The 14,722-nt window shown below is 59.7% G+C and carries 15 protein-coding genes; 10 read left to right on the plus strand and 5 right to left on the minus strand.

Annotated features, from left to right (window positions below):
• Window positions 1–12 precede the first annotated feature (12 nt).
• The 4 genes from E3E42_RS10895 to E3E42_RS10910 are packed head-to-tail and all read left to right on the plus strand — an operon-like array spanning window position 13 to window position 1,833.
• Window positions 13–237, plus strand: a complete 225-nt coding sequence (locus tag E3E42_RS10895; RefSeq protein ID WP_167904648.1) for a hypothetical protein — start codon at window positions 13–15, stop codon at window positions 235–237.
• On the plus strand, window positions 237–677 hold the full coding sequence (locus E3E42_RS10900) for a PIN domain-containing protein (RefSeq protein ID WP_167904649.1): 441 nt from the start codon (window positions 237–239) through the stop codon (window positions 675–677). The genes E3E42_RS10895 and E3E42_RS10900 overlap by 1 nt, the downstream gene beginning before the upstream one ends.
• Window positions 674–1,270 (plus strand): hypothetical protein, encoded by a 597-nt coding sequence (locus E3E42_RS10905; RefSeq protein ID WP_167904651.1) that lies wholly within the window; start codon window positions 674–676, stop codon window positions 1,268–1,270. The genes E3E42_RS10900 and E3E42_RS10905 overlap by 4 nt, the downstream gene beginning before the upstream one ends.
• The gene (locus E3E42_RS10910; protein ID WP_167904652.1) at window positions 1,267–1,833 is read left to right on the plus strand and encodes a metal-dependent hydrolase; all 567 of its coding nucleotides are present in this window, start codon (window positions 1,267–1,269) and stop codon (window positions 1,831–1,833) included. Before E3E42_RS10905 ends, E3E42_RS10910 begins: the two co-directional genes overlap by 4 nt.
• Here E3E42_RS10910 and glmM read toward each other — a convergent pair whose 3' ends face one another.
• Window positions 1,834–3,183 (minus strand): phosphoglucosamine mutase, encoded by a 1,350-nt coding sequence (glmM, locus tag E3E42_RS10915; protein ID WP_167904654.1) that lies wholly within the window; start codon window positions 3,181–3,183, stop codon window positions 1,834–1,836.
• Window positions 3,184–3,235: 52 nt separating this feature from the next.
• On the opposite strand from glmM, the gene E3E42_RS10920 reads away from it, so the two are divergent.
• Window positions 3,236–3,658, plus strand: coding sequence for a hypothetical protein (locus E3E42_RS10920; RefSeq protein ID WP_167904656.1), 423 nt, complete (start codon window positions 3,236–3,238; stop codon window positions 3,656–3,658).
• A gap of 83 nt (window positions 3,659–3,741) precedes the next feature.
• Here E3E42_RS10920 and E3E42_RS10925 read toward each other — a convergent pair whose 3' ends face one another.
• The 4 genes from E3E42_RS10925 to E3E42_RS10940 all read right to left on the minus strand — a co-directional run bounded on the left by E3E42_RS10925 (window position 3,742) and on the right by E3E42_RS10940 (window position 7,312).
• Entirely contained in the window at window positions 3,742–4,125 is a 384-nt protein-coding gene (locus tag E3E42_RS10925; protein WP_167904657.1) for a hypothetical protein, read from the minus strand.
• A gap of 4 nt (window positions 4,126–4,129) precedes the next feature.
• Entirely contained in the window at window positions 4,130–4,831 is a 702-nt protein-coding gene (locus tag E3E42_RS10930) for a hypothetical protein (protein ID WP_167904659.1), read from the minus strand.
• On the minus strand, window positions 4,828–6,354 hold the full coding sequence (locus E3E42_RS10935; RefSeq protein WP_167904661.1) for a hypothetical protein: 1,527 nt from the start codon (window positions 6,352–6,354) through the stop codon (window positions 4,828–4,830). The genes E3E42_RS10930 and E3E42_RS10935 overlap by 4 nt, the downstream gene beginning before the upstream one ends.
• Before the next feature lie 172 nt (window positions 6,355–6,526).
• Window positions 6,527–7,312, minus strand: a complete 786-nt coding sequence (locus tag E3E42_RS10940) for a BtpA/SgcQ family protein (protein ID WP_167904663.1) — start codon at window positions 7,310–7,312, stop codon at window positions 6,527–6,529.
• A gap of 114 nt (window positions 7,313–7,426) precedes the next feature.
• Between E3E42_RS10940 and E3E42_RS10945 the strand changes: the two genes are divergently transcribed.
• The 5 genes from E3E42_RS10945 to E3E42_RS10965 are packed head-to-tail and all read left to right on the plus strand — an operon-like array spanning window position 7,427 to window position 14,717.
• Complete coding sequence (locus tag E3E42_RS10945; RefSeq protein ID WP_167904665.1) at window positions 7,427–10,648, plus strand: transglutaminase domain-containing protein; 3,222 nt, start codon at window positions 7,427–7,429, stop codon at window positions 10,646–10,648.
• Window positions 10,632–11,633 carry a hypothetical protein gene (locus tag E3E42_RS10950; RefSeq protein WP_370519661.1) on the plus strand — a complete coding sequence of 334 codons (1,002 nt, stop codon included), beginning with the start codon at window positions 10,632–10,634 and terminating at the stop codon, window positions 11,631–11,633. Before E3E42_RS10945 ends, E3E42_RS10950 begins: the two co-directional genes overlap by 17 nt.
• Window positions 11,630–12,604 carry a MoxR family ATPase gene (locus E3E42_RS10955; RefSeq protein ID WP_167904669.1) on the plus strand — a complete coding sequence of 325 codons (975 nt, stop codon included), beginning with the start codon at window positions 11,630–11,632 and terminating at the stop codon, window positions 12,602–12,604. The genes E3E42_RS10950 and E3E42_RS10955 overlap by 4 nt, the downstream gene beginning before the upstream one ends.
• Window positions 12,601–13,854, plus strand: coding sequence for a DUF58 domain-containing protein (locus E3E42_RS10960; protein WP_167904671.1), 1,254 nt, complete (start codon window positions 12,601–12,603; stop codon window positions 13,852–13,854). The genes E3E42_RS10955 and E3E42_RS10960 overlap by 4 nt, the downstream gene beginning before the upstream one ends.
• On the plus strand, window positions 13,851–14,717 hold the full coding sequence (locus tag E3E42_RS10965; RefSeq protein ID WP_167904673.1) for a hypothetical protein: 867 nt from the start codon (window positions 13,851–13,853) through the stop codon (window positions 14,715–14,717). The genes E3E42_RS10960 and E3E42_RS10965 overlap by 4 nt, the downstream gene beginning before the upstream one ends.
• The last annotated feature ends 5 nt before the right edge of the window (window positions 14,718–14,722 follow it).

The raw sequence follows: 14,722 nt of genomic DNA on the forward strand, positions 1-14,722 counted from the left end.
GCCGGTGAGCGTATGGGAGACATAGTGGTCAAGGTTCCCAAGGAACTTGAGAACGTGCTAACTCCAAGGGCCCTGAGGAAGATAGAGCTGGAAGTGATAAGGGAGATCGAGGAGAGGATTCAGAGGGCCCAGCGCTTCATCGTCCTGGCCGAGAGGAGCGAACTCGAGGAGAAGGACGCCGAAGAGCTTTCAAAGGTCATGAAAGAACGACTTGCCAAGCGCTACGGGGTGCTTTGATGGAGGTCGTCCTCGACTTCAACGTGGCCTTCTCAGCCCTTCACAGCAGGGGCGTCGCCCACAGGCTGTTCGCCGTGAACTACATAGCGAGGCAGTTCAACTTCCTCGTCCCCGAGTTCTTCTGGGAGAAACTTTACGGGCACATGGACAGGCTGGTGAGGCTAACGAGACTCGACCGGAACGACCTCGACGAGATGCTCTCGCTCATCCGCTCCCAAACGACGGTCGTCCCCTTTGAGTGGGTGAAGGAAAGGATCGAGGAGGCAGGGGCGATAAGCCCCGACCCGTACGATGTCCTGTACGTTGCAACGGTTCTGGCCACCGGCTCACCCCTCCTCACGGGTGACAAGAGGCTGATTTCGGCCCTCGGGGAGCAGGGCCTGCCGGTGATGACCCTCAGTGAGGCGGTAGAACTGCTCTTCGGAGGTGAGGAGCCATGAAACTCCTCGTCATAGCGCCCTGCCTGCTCAGCCCCTTCTACGTCTACCGCGGGCCGAAAGAGAAGGAGTACAAAACGGCGCGACTCTTGAGGAAGTTTATCGGAGAGCTAGACGAGGACTGGCAGGTTTTAGCCTATCCCTGCCCCGAATACGAGCTGATCGGCTGGCCGAGGGCACCTGCGAGCAGGGAAGTTTACGAGAGGCTGGGCATGAGGGAGAGAGCCAAGGTGATAGCGGACTTCATAGGCCGGGTCTTGACCGAGGAGAGGCCAGAAAAGGTCGTCTTCATCGGCGTCAAGGGCTCCCCGACCTGCGGCGTCTTTCACACCAGCTCCAGCGACCCAGAGGGCTACCCCTACTCTGCGATGCAGGAGTTCTTCTACCTGGGAAAGGAGGAGAGAGTGAGACGTTCGAAGGAGATAGTGGGGGAGCAGGGTTTCAAGCTCGTGAAGATGCCCGGGATACTCTTCGAGATACTCATCGCGAGGTTCCCGGAGGGGGTTTACGTCGAGTTCGACAAGGACGACGTCGAGGGCAGCATGGAAAGGGTTAAATCGGTTCTTGCCGAACTGGGTCCAGATGATGCAAAATGATGTGGTACACCCACGTTGTCTTCGGGGTTCTCTTCTACCTCATAGCGGTGCTCTTCGGCGCCCCGATGAGCTTAATCAACATCGGAATGGCGGCCCTGGGGGCTTTAATGCCCGACATAGACCACCCCAAGTCCTACATCTCTACCAAGCTCCCCGGTGGAACGGTCATGCCCCGCTTCGTCGAGCACAGGGGCGCGACCCACACGATAGAGGCGGCTTTTTTAATAACCGCCCTCGTTGGCGGCCTTGCCTACTGGATAACCGACAGCTACTGGCCAGGCATAGCGTTCTTCATCGGTTACATCTCCCACCTCTTCGCGGACACCCTGACGGTCTCGGGGATAAAGTGGAGCCGCTTTTCGAGCTTCCACCCGAGGGGGAAGATAAGGACCGGAACGCGGGGGGAGGGGCTGGTTCTGATACTGGTGACCTTCACCACGCTGGTGCTCTTCGCCTACCTGCTCCTGCCAGAGGAGACGAGCCGGAACCTAGGCTGGGTCATGCTGATGGCGTTGATAGCGACATTCGCGATAATAGGGAAGAAGCTGAAGAGGTTGAAGTGATCAGGCCCTTTCTATCGCCCTCTTCACGATCTCCTCGGCCTTTTTCATCAGCGCCTTTGCTTTTCCCTCGGTGTGCGCTTCGAGGGTTATGCGCATTATCGGCTCCGTCCCGCTCGGCCTAAACAGAATCCACCAGTCGGCACCCTCTATTCTAACGCCGTCGATGTCTATGAGCCTCTCGTAGTCGAAGCTCCTGAGGGCTTCCTCGGCTATGAGCTCCATCGCCCTGGCCTTCTTTTCGTTGGGGCAGGGTATCTTGGCGCGAAGCGTCACGTAGCGCGGGACTTCTTTAGCGAGTTCGCTCAGCGGGCCGAGCCTGTCGATCATCTCAAGGACCAGCGCCCCGGCGAAGATTCCGTCCGGCGTTAGGTTCCACTCCGGCATTATCCACGTCCCGCTCGGCTCGCCGCCGAAGACCCCGCCGTGTCTGGCCAGCTCGTCGGCAACGGCCACATCTCCAACGCGGGTCCTCACGACCTCACCGCCGAGTGGCCTAACGTAGTCATCGAGGGCAAAGCCGGCATCGACCGTCGTTACCACCTTCCCCTTTCCGAACTTCCTCAGCATGTAGCCGGCTATGAGGCTCAGCATGACCTCGTACTCCACGAAGTTTCCCCCGTCATCGACGACGCCAATCCTGTCCGCGTCGCCATCGTGCGCTATCCCAACATCGGCCTTCATGGCCTTAACTGTCTTGGCCAGCATCGAGAGACTTTTGGCGTTCGGCTCAAGCTCTCTAACGAAGAACCCGCTCGGGTGGGAGTTGAGGCTTATAACCCTGTTCCCCAGCTCGCGCTGGAGGTAGGGGCTGAGAATCGAGCCGGCACCGTTTCCGGAATCGATAACAACGGTGTAGGAATTCTCAAGGTGAACCATATCGAGGGCGGCTTTTATGTACTCCTCCCTCGGGTCGGCTTTTCTGAGCCCTCCAATCTCGTTCCACGGGGCCTTCCTGAAGTTTCCGGACTCCAGAATGGCCTCAAGTCTGTTCTCCATCTCGGGGGTGTAGGCCATTCCGTTGGCCTGCCAGACCTTTATGCCGTTGTACTCCGGGGGATTGTGGGAGGCGGTTATGGTGACGCCGGCATCCGCTTCATAGAGTTTGATTGCAAAGCCGGTAAGGGGCGTGGGCGCGAGGCCTATGTCTATGACATCGACCCCGGTTGAGAGGAGGCCGCTTATTAAGGCTTGCTTTAACATCTCGCCGCTCGTCCTCGTGTCCATGCCTACGACGACCGTTCCCCCTTCGAGAAACGTGCCGAGGGCCCTTCCGACGTTGAGGGCGAGCTCCGGGGTCAGCTTTTCGTTGACGACCTCTCGAATCCCGCTGGTTCCAAAGTACTTCCCCATGGGCACCACCTGGCTAAAGGCGTATATACGATGGGCGAATATAATCCTTTGGGTGATGGCCATGGAGGAGAGCTTCCCCTACGCAAGGGCGGCGCTGCTGTTTTCCCTTATAGCCGTCGCGGTACTAACCTTTGCAGGCCTCTACTTCGACGTGAGGATTACCCTAATCTCCCTGCCACTGCTCGTCTTCCTCGCGGTCATCTTCATAGGCTGGAGCGGTAACCGGTGTCTGAACAGGGGGGAGATGAGACGGGCCATAGCGGCGACCCTCGTTGCGACGTTCATCGTCCTCGTTCTGGGAAGCGAGTACATCACGATACCCTCCGAGCTCAGGAACTACTTCCTCGGCGTTCTCTCGACAATAATCGGCTTCTACTTCGGCTACCGCGGCAGGGAGACCGAGGAGGAGAGAATGGAGCGCATAATCCGCGGGCTAAGCATGAACCCGGGTGGAAACGAAGGTGGAGAAGACTGAGCGGTCCGCCTCTGGCCAGGCCCAGCCTCCCAACCACCGCCTGCGGAGAATCTTCCAAAGGGGTATGAAAAAGCGAAACCCCTTTACTTCTTCACGAGCCTGTATATGCCGACGGAGACTTCGTAGGTTTCCACGTTCTCTGGAGCTTCGTAGTCCACCCTCACCTGGAAGGGCTGGCTCGAGCCGTAGATGAACTCGCTCGTCTCCGACTCCGTCAGGACGTTGCCGTTCTCGTCGAGGATGGTTATCTTCACCACCGTCCCCTCGCTGTCCGCGGTTATCTTGTACTTGCCCGGCTCAAGGACGTGCGAAAGGTAGAAGACGTCCCCGCTGACGGTCTCGCTCTTGACCTCGACCGGGACCTTGTCGTATGCCGTCTCATAGTAGTACTGCATCCCGAAGATAGCAGCCACCCCGACGAGGAGGAGCAGGAAGAACCCGACCACGAGCTTTTTGAGCAGTCCCATTTTCTCACCCCCTTTCGATTTTTATGACCGCCGAGGGGTCCTCGATCTCCCCGGCGTGTATTCCAACTATGTCCCCCGCTCCCATCGTCATCGTGACGCTCCCGTTTTCGGTCAGGTAGGTTATCGAGACGCTCCCGACCCAGGGGGCGTCTTCAAGAACCACCAGCGACATGGCGAAGTAGTCCTTCCAGAAGCCGTCGCGGTCGGCGAGGTACTCGAGCGAGACGCTGGCGCTCTCGTTCGTGACGGAAACGCCGTGGATTACAACGTCGAAGAGCCCCAGGTCGGTCTCGATCCGGAACTCCGGCCTCCTTATGTCCTCGAGCTCAGGGTTCTCGAAATCGCCGTTTCTAACGGTCAGAGCAACGATGGGCTCGCCGAGGTAGTAGGCCTCGACGCGAACCACCCCCGAGTGGTTGGCCCGGTAGGCCTTCTCGGCCACGGCATAGAGAAGGCCGGTGAGGTTTCCGTCTACGGCCGGAACGCCGAGGCGGACGAGGGTCTCGTTCGGGGAGGACGAAACGATTACCCTTTCCGCGCCGAGCGAGAGGGCCTCGCGCTCAAGGTCCGCCGGGCTTCCTCCGGGGGAACCTTCAGCCCTCTCCCGTAAAGAGTCGATGTCAAAGCCATCGGGCCCAATGTGGCCAGTCGCGTAGAGGTAGCCCCCGAGGAGAAGGATGAGGAAGAGGACAACCTTGCCCTTCATATTACCCCCTCCTCGAAGAGCTTGTTGATGTAGAACCTTATCCTCGCTTCCTGATCCCTGAAGCCCTCCTTCGACTGGGCGTTGAGGGTCTGAACCCTGGGGGACTGCGAGGTCTCCTCGGTCACGTCGCTCACCGTGTTCCGGATTATCTCGCTGTACTTCAGGCCGGCCTTCTTGTAGAACACCGCCCTCTCGGCCGTCTTCCTGAACTCCCACTCGTAGTCCTGCGCAACGGCCTTCTTCACCGCCACCCCCATGGCCTGGATGGCGTCCTCGAAGGGCTTCGTCAGCGTGGATGACGGGACGGCGTTTTTCGCGGGGGAAAGCTTGAGCTCCCTCTCTTCGATGCCGCTCATATCGTTGTAGAGCGAGGCGCTCCTCTCGTCCACGTGAAGGTCGAGGGCGGTTTTCTTCACTGCATCCTCGCCCTGGAAGAGCCCGCTGTCCTTGAAGGCCTTGACGTAGTCCTTGAAGAGGTTCAATCCGGGTGCGTACCTTCCGAGGAGGTCGTTCAGCTTGTCCATCGAGCCGTCAACGACCCTGTCGAGGACGTATTTGTTGCCGTAGTACTTCAGCCTGAAGCTCAGGGCAGTTCCACTGGCCTTCCCGTTCCTGTTGATGACCCTGACGAGTTCCCCTTCCGGAGTCTTGATGTGCACGACCTCCACGCTTCCCCCGCTCAGCCCCTCAAGTTCTCTCAGCGTTTCGTTCATCCTCGCCTTCGCCTCCGGACTGAGGATCACCCCCGGCCTCTCAAAGCCCGAATCACTGTTTTGAGCCTCCCCAGTTCCACTCGTGGTTGGAGCGGCAACCTCCGAGCCCCCGGATGGGGCACCGGGTCCCCCAGTCAGAGGTATCGAGACCCTGTTCCCGGGGATAGTGTTGAGGTAGTGGTTGATGAGGGCGGGAAGGGCACCCTCGACGTCGCAGGGAAAACCGTCGTAGTAGTAGCCCCTTGCCCGGATGACGTACGGGCCGCTCGCGACGATATACTCGACCATCGTCTCAAAGCGAATGGACTCGTTCGGGTGGCCCTGAACCCAGCTCTCGCACCCGGAGGAGAGACACTCGTAGGTTGCGACCCTCCTGAAAACCGCCCACACGAAGTCGGACGAACCCCCGGTTTCGTCAACCGTGTAGCGGTAATGGGTCACCGAGTATGGCTCCCCATCGCTGTCCCTTTTAACCTCATCCTCATCCTTAAAGGAAGCCCACTTTGACAGGACCTCCTCGTAAAAACCCTTCTCTGCGCCTGCATCGTCGAAGTAGCCCATCCAGAGTTCCGTGTTGTAAACGCCCTGCCTGCCGGGATCCCTGCAGGCGAAGGCATATTCCGCCAGGGTCGATGCCCCATCGCTCCCCAGGGTCGTGGCCTCCCACCCCACCAGCTTTAGATTGAGGGAGGTAAGCTCTGAATCACCCGGGGGCGAGCGCACGTACGGCTCCGTGACCTCTCCACGTGCCAGCATGGGGGCGAGGAGAAGAAACACAGCGAGCACGGTGCAAAGCCTAAGCATCTTCATACAACCATCCCCAAAACGCCCGGAACGCGGGCCTTTCCTTTCCAACCATAATTCCACTTCCACTACCACCCATCTCGCGGAAAAGAAAAGCGGGACAGGGCTTCGTATTTCGTAATGTTACGCGTTTTTGGGTAATAAGACTTTCGGAGAAGAAAATTCGAAGGGAGGGGAATTAGGGAGAAGCCTTCCGAAGTTTATTCGCCAGTTCCACCAGCTTTCCAGCCCTTTCGAGGGAGACCTCGTTCTCGACCTTTCCATCACGCTTGATCCACGTGCCCACTATGAAGGCATCGGCGTATTTCCAGAGCCCCGGGAGGTTGTCGTAGGAAGTGCCCGAACCCACCACCACTGGTACCGGCGAGATTCTCTTAGCCAGGGCGAGCTTTTCCACATCGACGGGTTTTCCGGTTGCTCTGCCGCTGACGACGATTGCATCGGCAAGGCCGCGCTCGACGGTGTCCCTTATGGCGTCCTCGAAGTCGAAGAAGTGGACCGCGTGCTTGACGTGAACGTCGGCGAAGACCTTTATTTTGCTTGGAAGGAGCTTTCTGAGCCTCGCCAGCTCGTGGGCGATGCCCTCGATTACGCCTTGGTCCGTGTAAGCCACACCGCTCAGCACGTTCACCCTTATGAAGTCGGCCTTGACGGCGTAGGCTATGGAGTAAGCGGCGATCCCGTCGTTGCGGAGAACGTTTATTCCGAGGGGAACGCTCACCTCGTCCCTTATGGCCTTGGTCACGGCAGTAAAGGCCGCGACGGTGGTTTTATCGACCACCTTCGGGAAGGGGACGTCGCCGAAGTTTTCCACCATTACCGCGTCGAAACCAGCTTTTTCCAGCGTTCTTGCATCCCTCAGGGCGGACTCGATGACTGCATCGAGATTCCCCTCGTATAGGTAGGAACCCGGAAGTGGCTTGAGATGAACCATCCCTATGAGAGGCTTTCTCTCGAAGTCCATAACACCACCAATCAAAGGACGATCCGCTGGTAGTTAAGGGTTTTGGGCAGAAATGCCCATAGTAGTACTTTGATGCAAAGCCTTATATAACCCGCGGTTGAAGTAAGGAACATCATGGTGAGGCGGAAATACATCGCCTTTCTCACTCTGACACTGCTCTCCCTCCTCCTTGTCTCCGTCGTGCTTGGACCAGCCCTCATCGAGGTCCCACCCGGAACCAAGAGCATCGAGGAGATACTAGCCCCGAAACTTCCATCCGGGAACGAGACCAACGAAACCGGACCGCCGGCCGAGGTTCCGGCTTCTCCCCGCTTCGTTCTCCTCGTAACCGGCGCGGCCCACACCCACTACCTCCGGCTCAACGTCTACACCGACTACGTGGACGGGAGGTGGCTGACCGGGAACGCGACGTTGGTTCCAAGCAACGTTATAGCCCCTCCTGAGATAAAAGTCCCCCATCACAGCGAAAGGGACAACATCACGGTCGTCTCGTTCCTTCCCCTCAGCGGGAACCTCTTCACCTCCCTCTACACGACCCGCGTTGACGGCGCCGGGGCGGAGGTGATTCCGGAGTACAACCTCTTCAGAACACCCCTGAACGTGACCGCGTACTCCCTCTCAGCGGTGGGCTACACCTTTGACATGCCCTACCTGGTAAACCTCACCGCAGGGAACATGACGGGGTACCTGTCGGCCCCCAACGACACCCGGCTGGCGGCCCTGGCGGAGAGCATAACGACGGGGGCACGCTCGGACTACTGGAAGGCGCTCCTTATAACCGGATACCTGGAGGGCAACTTCAGGCACGTGGAAAACGTGACTCCCCCCGAGGGGGCGGACAGGCTGACGTGGTTCCTGTTTGAATCAAAGGCAGGCAGCTCCTACGACTTCGCCTCCGCCTTCGTGGTTCTGGCCAGACTGAACGGCCTTCCCGCGAGGCTCGTCGAGGGAGTTTACATCGATGCAATCCCCCGGACCCAGGTCGTGACCGAAAAGAACAGACACTTCTGGGCGGAGGTTTACTTTAACGGGGCCGGGTGGCTGACCTTTGACCCCCTGCACCCCACAGATCAGAACGTGTACATGCCCTTCGAACTGGAGGCACCCGAGGTTCTGATGCCCCTGGAGCCCGGTTCCTCCGGAACGGTTACGATAAAGTTCGAGCGGGTCGCGAGCGGCGGGAACGCGAGCGTTGCCGTGGACGTTCCAACCCTCGGGAGGATAGCGCTCATCAGGGAGTCAGGGATATACAACCTGACGGTAGGGCCATTTGAAGAGCCAGGTTACTATCCTGTCATGGTCAGGGCATCGGACAGGGAAGGGAACTCGCTGACACGGATCGTCCCGGTGACTGTCCCGGGAAACGTGAGCGCCCTGCCCGACCCGGTCACGGCGTACCTGCGCAAGAACGATGCGCTTACGGTGGAGCTCACCGTGCCAGGCACCGGAGAGGTGAGCCTCAAAACGGAATCCCCCCTGGTGGATTCCTGGTTCTCCATCGAAACCCTGCGGAACGAGACCAAGGTGTACGTCAGGCTAATTCCACCCGATGACTACCCAAACGGCTGGCACATCGAGAACCTCACGGTCATGCGGGGTGCGGATGAATACAAACTCCACCTCCCGGTTTTCGTAGTGGAGCGAACCGAAATAAAAGCGGAGGTACCGAGAGCGGTGACCGCGGGGGACTCGTTCGTTATAAATGGAACCGTGGAGGGCAGTGTCACGGGTGAACGACCGCGCCGGGGAAGCGTGGCGGCGTTCATAAACGACGGGGAAAGGGATGTCCTGATAGGCCACGCAAACGCATCCAACGGGACCTTCGCGCTCCCCGTTAAAATCCCGGTGTACCTCTCCCCCGGAACTAAGCAGGTCCTCATATACTACCTCACTCCCCTCGGATACCCCTACCTCCCATCCGGGGCCACATTCACGGTCGAAGTCAGGGGGCTGGCCAGATTCTCGATGCCTGGGCTGATCCTGGCCAGACCCGGCAACGTCACGGTCATCGGCAGCCTCCTCAGCGGGGCTGGGAGACCGATAGCCAATGTCAGCATTGAATACTACCTCGATGGAAGGCCCCTCGGAGAGACCACCGCCCTCGCGGACGGCAGGTTCTCCCTGGTTCTCCAGCTCCCCACGATTGAGAGGCACGTGCTGACCGTGAGGTACCCCGGAAGTCCCGTTTACTCCCCGTCCGCCATGAACGTCACGGTGGCGACCGTTGAGCTGGAGGTTCCGGAGAGGATAACCGGAGAAATCGGGGAGCCCATCGGAATCAGCGGAAAGGTCGTTGGGATTGAAGGTGCGGCCCTTCAGGCCTATGTGTTCCCGGGAAAGACCTATCCGATAGACGTGACCAACGGAAGCTTTGAGCTGACGATCGAACCCTTCCGGACCGTCGGGGAAAGGTCCGTGGAATTCCGCCATGACACCAGGACCCTGGGAAGAACAACGGTGGCGGTTCTTTCACCGGTGGAAATAGAGCTCCTGACGCCGAGGGCGGAGGGCGAAAAAACCGCGGCGCTGAGGTTCAGGGTCATTGATTCCGCCAACAATCCGGTAAGCGGAGTTTACCTCAACGTCAGCGTGGACGGGTTCGAAATGCGGGTAATGACCAACGGTTCTGGAATAGCCACCCTCAAAGTCCCCGTGCCGGAGAAGGAAACCAACGCAACTGTGGCGGTAACCTTCGACGGCTCCTCATACTACCTGCCGGCGAGCGGGAGGTTCCACGTCGTGATAGCCAGAAAACGGGAAATCCCCTGGGCCTACATTGCCATAGCTCTGGTTATCGGTGCACTGATAGTCAGGTACCGTCTCGTGAGAAGAAAACCGGAGAAAAGGGAGGTGGAGAAGGTTCTGAAGATTATCTTCAACAACGGTATTCCCGTATTCAGGGAGGGGGAAACGGTGGAGCTGAGCATCGAGTGCGAGGGAAAGGCGGAGCTTTACGTTGATGGAAAGCCAGCAGGAAAGGGCAGGGACTTCACCCTGGCCCTGGAAGTTGGGGAACACACCATAGAGGCCCGCTGCGGGGAGCTCATCGAGCGTGCGACCGTGAGGATAGTGGCCCGCTACGACGACGCCGTGGTCGATTACTACGAGAGGTGCTTCCTGCCATGGGCCAGAGGGACCGGCCTGGACGTCGAAGGGATGACCCCCAGGGAGATAGCCGCGGCCCTGACGGACATGATGTACCCCTGGGAGCCCCTGGATACCCTGACGGAGGTCTTCGAGAGGGCCAAGTACCGCACGGTCGAGGTGTCGCGGGGGGAGTTCATCAGATTTTACCGCTCGCTCCTCGAGCTGGTTGGAGGTGGCTGCATTGTTTAAGCTCAACTGGGGAAGGATAGGCATTTACTTCGGGACGGTTGCCCTCATCTACGCCCTTTCGCCCTGGGCGGAGCCCCTCAGCGCCATCAAGGAGCCATCGGCAATTTTAGCGCTGTTTATGACCGCGCGTGAGGTGGCGAAGGGGCTGGGGAGGGAGCTCCTCGCTGAGTTTCTCGTGCCGCTCGGCCTCTCGGCCGCGGCCCTTCTCATCCCGATCCCGGGGTGGCGCCTCCCGCTGGCCCTGATTTCATTCGGCGCTGGGGTTGCACTCACCGCGCCGAATCTGGAGGAGCGGGCCAGGGTCGTTAGGGGGGTTGGGGTCTTTCTGGCCCTCTATGGCCTGTCCAGAACGCCCCCGCTGATGGTCTACGGAAGCGCCTTCAGCTACGCCGGGGCCGCATTCCTGCTCGGCTACGCCGCCTCAGAACTCGTCGAAAGGTACCCCTGGATGGAGGTCATCGAGAGGAACCTGCTTGGAATAGGTGCCCTCGGCGGTGTTTTGGGCCTTTACGTTTCCGTCAGAGGGGGACTCAGCGAGAGCCACCCAGAGCTGGTCTTCTACGGGGAGTGGCTGGTGCTCGTCCTGGGCGTCGTTCTGGCCGGATCGATGGTGTACTCCCACGTGGCGGGGCATGACCCGGAGCGCTACCTCCTCGAGCAGTGGCGGAGGCACGAGGCAAAAACGCTGGAGAGGCTGGGCCCAGAGATGATGGAAGCCAGAAGGGCCGTTGAGGATTTCGTCGTGCGCGGCAGGAGGGGACCGCTGGTGGCGTTCGTAACCTATTACGGTGCGAGGCTCTTCGGGGACAGGGAGGAGTTTGAAGCGCTCATCTCGAAGGTGGCGGACTACGAGGGAAAACCGATCTCCCCCCTCATGCCGCTCTGGATAAGGCGGCGCTATGAGAGGGCCGAGCTTGAGAGGAGGAAGAGGATTGTGGAGGAAGTTTTTGAAGGATTGAGGGACCTGATGGGGTGGAAGCCATGACCGAGATTGAGGAAGCCTCCAAGAAGCTTGAAGAGATTGTGGAGAGAATTTCAACCGTCTACATCGGAAACGAGGAAGTCATAAGGAAGACCCTGGCGGCGGCTCTCGTCAACGGGAACGTCCTCTTTGAGGACTACCCCGGCCTGGGGAAGACACTCCTGGCCAAAGCCTTTGGGAGGGTTCTGGGCCTGAAATACACCCGCGTTCAGTTCACCCCGGACCTGCTCCCCGCGGACATACTGGGAACGAAGGTGTGGCGCCAGAACCTCGGGACGTTCGAGCTCATAAAGGGGCCGATCTTCACCCACGTCCTTCTGGCGGACGAGATAAACCGCGCTCCCCCCAAGACCCAGTCCGCTCTACTCGAGGCAATGGAGGAGCGCCAGGTCACGATAGAGGGTGAGACCTTCCCCCTGGAGCGGCCGTTCTTCGTCATCGCAACACAGAACCCGATAGAGTTCGAGGGAACCTACCCCCTCCCCGAGGCCCAGCTCGACAGGTTCCTCCTCAGGCTGCGCGTGGGCTATCCAAAGAGCCTGGAAGATGAGATGGCAATCCTCGAAGCGCGTTTGAGCTGGAGAAAGGACGACCCAACGGCGGACATGGAACCGATGATCGACAGAGAGACGTTCGTAAGAATCCAGGACCTCGTGGAGGAGAGAATTTTCACCAGCAGGGACATCGTGAGGTACATCTCGGAGCTCGTGAGGAACGCCCGGGCGGATTCCAGGGTGGAGGCCGGCCCGAGTCCCAGGGGCGGAATCGCATTGATGAAGGTGGCAAAGGCAAACGCCCTTCTGGAGGGCAGGGACTACGTTCTCCCCGACGACGTCAAGGCCTTCGCCATCGACGCCCTGGCCCACAGGGTCGTCATCAGGGCGGAGTACTCCTTCGAGGGCATCAGGGGAGAGGACGTTATAATGGAAGCCCTGGAAAAGACCCCCGTTCCCAAAGGGGCGGAAGGAAGATGAGGAAGAACCTGACGGGCTACCTCCTATGGGCACTCCTCATGGGGACGCTTTTTCTCTCCCCCGGGATGATAGGCCTGGCCACGGTGCCCCTCTCCATCCTGGCCCTCGGGACGCTGATCGAACCGCCGAAGGGCATAACCGTGGTGAGGAGGATATCCAGGAGGGAGGTGCGGCTCGGCGAGGAGGTCGAGGTCAGGGTGCGCGTCACGGTCGAACGCGGCATGGGCATAGTGGTCGTCAGGGACCCCCTGCCCGGGAGCGTGGCGCTGACCGGGGGCAGCAGCGTCGGGGTATTCTTCAAGGGGCTCAAGCCACTGCAGGTTGAATACACATACAGGATAAAGCCCGTCCTCAGGGGCGTTTACACCCTGCCCAGGAGCGAGGTGACCACAAGGAGTCCCCTCGGGACCCGCTATCTGTGGGGGCTCTACGGGGAGGAGCTGAGGATAAGGGCCGTTCCCAGGGTGCTGAGAGAGGTATCGGTGATTGAAACCCGGAGAAAGGCCAGAATAAGCGTCCCGGAGACGAGCTACTCCATAAGGGGGCCCATCTCAACGGACTTCAAGGAGATAAGGAACTACCAGACGGGGGATCCGATGAAGCTCATAAACTGGAAGGCGACCGCGAGGATGGGGGAGGTGCTCGTCAACGAGTTCGAGAGGGAAGGAAAGAAGACCGTGCTCTTCATTGTGGACGCCCGGGAGGCGATGAAGATAGGAAAGGAGAGCGAGAGCCCCTACGAACACGCCATGAACCTCGTGGCCTCCATGGCCCACCGCTTCCTGAGAAAGGATTACCACGTGGGGCTCTATCTGCTGGGAGCGGGAAAGTTCATCCCACCCGCCACGGGACCCAGACAGCTCCATGAAATCGTTAGAACCATGATGAGCTTTGAGAGGGTCCAAACTGAGGAGGAAAGGCTCGACGACGCGGTGGAGAGGCTGAGGAGGATACTCATCCAGTACACTCCCCTGGTGGTCTACGTCTCCAACATCCTGGAGGGAACGTGGACCGAGACGAGGAGGGGAATGCTCACCGTGAGGGCCATGGGGCGGGGCAGGACGAGGCCTATGGTGATAGACATCTCGGTCTATCCGACCCTCGACCCGGGGACCGGGACGCTGATGGAGATGGAGAAGAGGGCGATAATGGAAGACCTGGAGAAAACCGGAGCCCGCGTCATCCGCTGGCTGCCCGGCGAGGAGGAAACGGGCAGGATAGTAACCAGGCTTCTGGGGGAGATAAGATGAGCCTCACTGCCGCAAAATTCGCGGTTGTTCTTCCCGCGGCGGCTCTGACCGCGCTGGCGTATTCCAGCGTCGCTGGAGTGAGCGGCTACGCACTTCCAGCCGCACTCGCGGCGATCCTGCTGGGGGTCTTTCTATCCAGCGGCTCCGCCAGCAGGGCCGTCTCCCTCTCGATGACCCTCTACGCGGTCCCGTACACGATCGGGGCGTCGCAGTTCCTGCCCGTGGCATTTCCCGAAGCCTACAGGAGCCTGGGGGAGGCAATACTGACCAGCCCGTACTTCTCATCGGCGATCCCGATATTCGCCCTCGTTGCCCTGGGAATCACCGCGGACTACGTGGAGACCGCCGAGGAGTGGGAAAGCGTTCTTAATGAGCTGGGCGGGCAGGAAGTCGGAAAGAGAACGCTGCTCTACAGCCTTCTCTTCCTGCTGGCAGCATTCGTTCTCTCCCCGGCCGTCTTCTGGCTGGGCGGCCGCCTGGGAATCTCGGCGGCTGGCTCTCTGCTGCCGCTGATTCTCCTCACGGTGGGGCTGGTCGTCGCATACTCCTCCATCGAGAGCGGGAACCACAGGAGGGTGGTCGTTGCAGTGGAAACCCCCCCGTTCAACGGGAGCGTGGTTATCCAGACCCCAAAAAGGACGCTGACCCTGCCGGTGAGCCGCTCCATGGGCTTCGAGTGGGAGACCGTGAGACTGGAGGCCGAAACGGGGGAGAGACCGAGGAGGGTCCTTCTCAGAACGGAGGAAAAAGAAGAAGCCCTAAGCCCCCTGATTGAAAGCGTCGATCAGGGGACCCTCTTCCTGCTCTACCGGGTGGAAAAAGAGAAGGTTAATATACACCGGCGCCGAAGAATAGGAGGGTGAGAGTA

Source organism: Thermococcus sp. JdF3 (assembly GCF_012027495.1).
Classification (GTDB): domain Archaea; phylum Methanobacteriota_B; class Thermococci; order Thermococcales; family Thermococcaceae; genus Thermococcus.

What these genes read in the sequence shown, in the direction of transcription:
- E3E42_RS10895 (WP_167904648.1), top strand. Translation starts at nt 13, where the DNA reads ATGGGAGACATAGTGGTCAAGGTTCCCAAGGAACTTGAGAACGTGCTA.
- E3E42_RS10900 (WP_167904649.1), top strand. Translation starts at nt 237, where the DNA reads ATGGAGGTCGTCCTCGACTTCAACGTGGCCTTCTCAGCCCTTCACAGC.
- E3E42_RS10905 (WP_167904651.1), top strand. Translation starts at nt 674, where the DNA reads ATGAAACTCCTCGTCATAGCGCCCTGCCTGCTCAGCCCCTTCTACGTC.
- E3E42_RS10910 (WP_167904652.1), top strand. Translation starts at nt 1,267, where the DNA reads ATGATGTGGTACACCCACGTTGTCTTCGGGGTTCTCTTCTACCTCATA.
- glmM (WP_167904654.1), bottom strand. Translation starts at nt 3,183, where the DNA reads ATGGGGAAGTACTTTGGAACCAGCGGGATTCGAGAGGTCGTCAACGAA.
- E3E42_RS10925 (WP_167904657.1), bottom strand. Translation starts at nt 4,125, where the DNA reads ATGGGACTGCTCAAAAAGCTCGTGGTCGGGTTCTTCCTGCTCCTCCTC.
- E3E42_RS10930 (WP_167904659.1), bottom strand. Translation starts at nt 4,831, where the DNA reads ATGAAGGGCAAGGTTGTCCTCTTCCTCATCCTTCTCCTCGGGGGCTAC.
- E3E42_RS10935 (WP_167904661.1), bottom strand. Translation starts at nt 6,354, where the DNA reads ATGAAGATGCTTAGGCTTTGCACCGTGCTCGCTGTGTTTCTTCTCCTC.
- E3E42_RS10940 (WP_167904663.1), bottom strand. Translation starts at nt 7,312, where the DNA reads ATGGACTTCGAGAGAAAGCCTCTCATAGGGATGGTTCATCTCAAGCCA.
- E3E42_RS10945 (WP_167904665.1), top strand. Translation starts at nt 7,427, where the DNA reads ATGGTGAGGCGGAAATACATCGCCTTTCTCACTCTGACACTGCTCTCC.
- E3E42_RS10955 (WP_167904669.1), top strand. Translation starts at nt 11,630, where the DNA reads ATGACCGAGATTGAGGAAGCCTCCAAGAAGCTTGAAGAGATTGTGGAG.
- E3E42_RS10960 (WP_167904671.1), top strand. Translation starts at nt 12,601, where the DNA reads ATGAGGAAGAACCTGACGGGCTACCTCCTATGGGCACTCCTCATGGGG.
- E3E42_RS10965 (WP_167904673.1), top strand. Translation starts at nt 13,851, where the DNA reads ATGAGCCTCACTGCCGCAAAATTCGCGGTTGTTCTTCCCGCGGCGGCT.